This window comes from Frankia sp. CcWB3 (assembly GCF_977927595.1).
The window spans coordinates 1-3,863 of record NZ_CDWRCK010000326.1 but is presented as its reverse complement, the minus strand read 5'-3'; the positions used below and the strand labels follow the sequence as shown (position 1 = coordinate 3,863).

General features: G+C 72.9%; 4 protein-coding genes. 1 reads left to right on the top strand and 3 read right to left on the bottom strand.

What is annotated here, in order from left to right:
- The first annotated feature begins 363 nt into the window (after positions 1 to 363).
- Entirely contained in the window at positions 364 to 789 is a 426-nt protein-coding gene (locus ACY5KJ_RS18440; protein WP_462186760.1) for a DUF3618 domain-containing protein, read from the top strand.
- 62 nt (positions 790 to 851) lie between these two features.
- Here the strand turns inward: ACY5KJ_RS18440 and ACY5KJ_RS18435 are convergent, their stop codons facing one another.
- From ACY5KJ_RS18435 to ACY5KJ_RS18425, 3 genes are all read right to left on the bottom strand, one after another.
- Positions 852 to 2,090 carry a lysylphosphatidylglycerol synthase transmembrane domain-containing protein gene (locus tag ACY5KJ_RS18435; RefSeq protein ID WP_462186759.1) on the bottom strand — a complete coding sequence of 413 codons (1,239 nt, stop codon included), beginning with the start codon at positions 2,088 to 2,090 and terminating at the stop codon, positions 852 to 854.
- 167 nt (positions 2,091 to 2,257) lie between these two features.
- Complete coding sequence (locus ACY5KJ_RS18430; RefSeq protein WP_462186758.1) at positions 2,258 to 2,686, bottom strand: ATP-binding protein; 429 nt, start codon at positions 2,684 to 2,686, stop codon at positions 2,258 to 2,260.
- Between the two features lie 293 nt (positions 2,687 to 2,979).
- The gene (locus tag ACY5KJ_RS18425; RefSeq protein WP_462186757.1) at positions 2,980 to 3,108 is read right to left on the bottom strand and encodes a hypothetical protein; all 129 of its coding nucleotides are present in this window, start codon (positions 3,106 to 3,108) and stop codon (positions 2,980 to 2,982) included.
- Positions 3,109 to 3,863 lie beyond the last annotated feature (755 nt).

Sequence of the window (3,863 nt, the reverse complement as noted above, 5' to 3'; positions counted from 1 at the left end):
CAGGCCCTAACGGTGGGAGTCGCCCGGGCGACTCCCACCCGGGCCAGACCACCGCTGGCCCTCGAGCACAGCGTTCAGCGTAATGTCCCGCCGGACGGATTTCGGTGGGCGGTCGCTTCCGCCCGCGGCGCCATCTGCGCGGTACGGAGACCGGGATCGGACGGGGCGAGACGTCGTGCGTCGGTGCGCCTGCGTGACGTGTCGCGCCACTGGCCGTTTGGTCTCGCCGGGCGGTGATGTGTCTGGCACGATCGTTGCAGGCCGGTCGCACCCGACGGAGATGTCCGTGGCGTCCATCGACGCCGATCGACGCCAGTCGCGGGAGCGCGTCCGCCATTCGCAACGGACGAGAGGGCGACATCGGTGCCGCAGGACCCGGCCGTGATCCAGCAACAGATCGAAGAGACCCGCGCCGAACTGGCGGAGACGATCGATTCCATCGCGGAGATCGTCAGCCCGCGCCGCGTCGCCGAGCGGGCCCAGGTGCAGTTGCGGGCGAAGACCGCCGAACTGCGCCACAGGTACGGTCCGGTCCTCGGGATCGGCCCGGGGCCCGCGCTTCCCGAACTGGGAGCCGGCGTCGGAGCCGATGGCCTGGCCCGGCGGGGGGATGCGGGCACGCTGACCGGGGGTGCCCTGGACGGCAGGGCGGTGCCCGGACCCTCCGGCGGCGCCATTGTGGTTCGGGTGGTGCGCTGGGAGCGGGTCGTTCTCGTCGGTGGAGGTGTGCTGCTCCTGGTGGGTGGGATCCGCCGTCGCCGTCGCCGCCGGTCGTCCCGGCGCGGGTGAGCGGCCACCCCGCCCGCCTGGGCCGCTCCCGGGCCGCGGTCGCGCCGACCCCCTGCCCCCGCCTACAGGTCGCCGGTGCGGCGCAGCCAGGCCAGCATGAGGATCCCCGGCAGCACCGGCAGCCAGAAGCTGATCAGGCGGTAGACGAGGACCGCGGTGAACATGGACGCCGCCGTACCACCCGCGGCCGCGAGCCCGAAGGCGAGTGCCGGTTCGATCGCGCCGATGCCGCCGGCTGTCGGCGCCGCGCCGGCTACCATCGAGCCGATGAGGTAGACCGCGGCAACGGACATCAACGTCATGCTGGTGCCGAATGCCCAGACCGTGCAGGCGAGCGCGAGGATCTGGAAGAAGCGTGTCCCTATCTGGGACAGCAGCAGCACCAGAGTCCGGCACGGGGAACGGGCGAGGATCTTCAGATGAGTGTCGAAGGCCCGCACTGCCGGCCGGGCCTTCGACCGGATCCGCGGATGGGCCACGGTGCCCGTCACGAGCGCGCAGACCGCCCCACAGCTGAGCACGAACGGCCCCGGCCCGAGCCCCTGGACAGTGGACCGCAGCGGGTTAGTCAGGGCCGCGCCGATGCCCGAGTCGCTGAGGGTGCCGGCGACCAGGACGATGCCCCCGAGGTGCGCCACCCCGCCGGCCACCTTGATTGACGTGATGGCCGCCAAGGCCGCGGGACGCGTCATCCCGCGCCGTTCCAGGAAACGCAGATGGACCGCGATGGCCCCGAGACCCGCGGGCACGATCCGGTTCGCCGCCGCCGCCGCGACCTGCAGGCCGGTCGCGGTACGTAGCTCGAGCCGCAGGCCGCTGGCCGCCCGCGTGGACAGGCCGTTGGCGAAGTAGAACAGGACCGAGGAGAGCGCGCAGATGACGAGCCAGTGCCAGCGGGGCGCGGGAACGCCGGCCAGCCGTGAGGCCATGTCGCCGCGGAAGCGCACGGCCAGGATGGTGAGGGGAACGGCGAGCATGCCGGCGAGCAGGACGTTGCGTCGCCGGGACCGGGCCGATCGGACCGGCCCGAGACGGAGCGCGAGCGGCTCGGCGAAGACGTGGGCGTCACCGGCCGGGGAGGCGACGAGCTCGACCCTCGGTGCCGTTGCAGAGTTCGGTGCCGTTGCAGCCACGTCGTCGGAGTTGCCGCCCGGGTGGGCACCAGAGCGTCGTAGTAGCTGCCGGGTCAACACCGCCGGTGGTGGAAGCGGGGGCGCGGGCGCGGCGCTCTCGGCGCTGTCAGCGCCGAGCAGGACCGGAGTCTCGATGACTACCCCCGTAGGATCGACAGGTGCGATCACGGTCGTGATGCAGAGGAGACGTACGTCACGGTACGCGGCTCGACGGTATGCGGCTTGGCTGAACGGTATGCGGCTTGGCTGAACAGCAGCTGAAGCATCCTTATTGCTAACCTAGCCACCGGAAGTCGCGCGACGACGCTTCGGGAGGAATCGGTCGGCGGCCCTGGTCAGGAGCCGCAGACCGCCTCGATCGGATCCTGTTGGCGTGGCAGGTCGAACCAGACCTGCTTGCCTGACCCCCGGGTGTCCGGCATCTCGACGACACCCCACTGCATCGCCAGCGCGGCGACCAGATGCATGCCCCGGCCCGACTCGTCGTCATCGTGGGCGGGTTTCAGCACCGGCCACAGCGAGCTTCCGTCGTCGACCGCGATGCGGATCCGGTCGTCGCGCAGGGACAGCGTGAGGCACAGGGCGGCGCGGGCACCGACGAAGCGCACCGCGTTCGTCACGACCTCACTGACGAGCAGCTGCGCGACCTCGACGGTCTCCGGGCGGCCCCAAGCGGCGAGCAGCTCGGTGACCAGCCGGCGGGCTCGGCTGGCGGCACGGGGATCGGCGGGCAGGTCAAAGCGTGCGCTGAGAGCTTCGGCCACGCCTCACCTTCCGTGGGGTCGTCAGGCACGGTCATCATCCCGGTGCGGGGGTCTGCCGCGTCGCGTTACTGCCACCATGACCGCCCCCCCAAACCTGACCCTCTGTGGTCGTCGAGCCAGGCAACGGCCACGCGACGCATCTGGATACCGCGACCGGGACGTCCGGGCGACGCGACGCGCCGAGGACAGCGTCGGCGTTTCCCCGGCCGGGCGTCGGGCCGGGGAGCCGCGCCGGGGCGGGTCGGCCTCCCCCGCTGGGACGGCCGAGCGGGTGACCGCGTCGGGGGATGGCGTCAGATGACGTCGATGCCGTCCAGCACCGACTCGCGGCGAGCCATCCAGGCCCGCGTGACCTCGTCGACCGCGGTCTGGTCGATGCGGGCCGCCGCCGCCGATAGGTTGCCGCGGGGAGGCGGCACCATGTCCGCATCCGCATCCGCTCGTGCGGCCGTTCGCGGCATGGCAGCCCGACCGGGGTGCGACGAGTTCGGCGGGTCGATCCCGGGTTGCGCGTACCGGCGACCGGAGCCGTGCGGTACACCACCGGTTCCGTCCGGGGCGCGCCCGTCGGGCGGGGTCGGGTTCCGATCGGAGGTCGGCCCGGGATGGTCGGGACGGCCGATGGGCCGTGGGCCGGGCCGGTCCCTCGTCGGTTGCCCACCCGGTTCCACGCGTCGCTCCGGTGCTCGGGGACGGTCTACCCAGGCTCTCGCCCTGTTCCCCGCGGGGCGTCCCGGGGACTCGGCCGGGCCCGGCTGCCCGCGGTCGGGCTGCCCGCGATGCATAGATCCCGACCGGATGGATTCCGGCGGCGTCGGCCCCGGCTGGGGTGATGGCCGGCCCTGGTAGCGTCCGGGCCCCGGCACCGCGTGACCGGGGTCTGACGGGCCGCCCGGCCCGGTTCCGGTTCCGGTCATCGGGCGCGGCGTCTCGACCCTGGCCGTGGCCATCTCGACCGGACCGGAGATCGAGGGAGCGGGCCGGGACGACGGCACGACGACATCGCCCCGGGCCACCGACGGGTTTACGGCCGGCGGGTAGCTGTCCGCGGTGGACCGGTCCCGGTCCCGGTCCGTGGGGTACCCGCCCGTCGGATACCGGTCCGAGGAGTATCCGTTGGGAGCATGTTGCCGCCCGCCGGGCAGTCGTGGCCGGGCACCGGTTGGCTGCGGAGCAC

What these genes read in the sequence shown, in the direction of transcription:
- ACY5KJ_RS18425 (WP_462186757.1), bottom strand. Translation starts at nt 3,108, where the DNA reads ATGGTGCCGCCTCCCCGCGGCAACCTATCGGCGGCGGCGGCCCGCATC.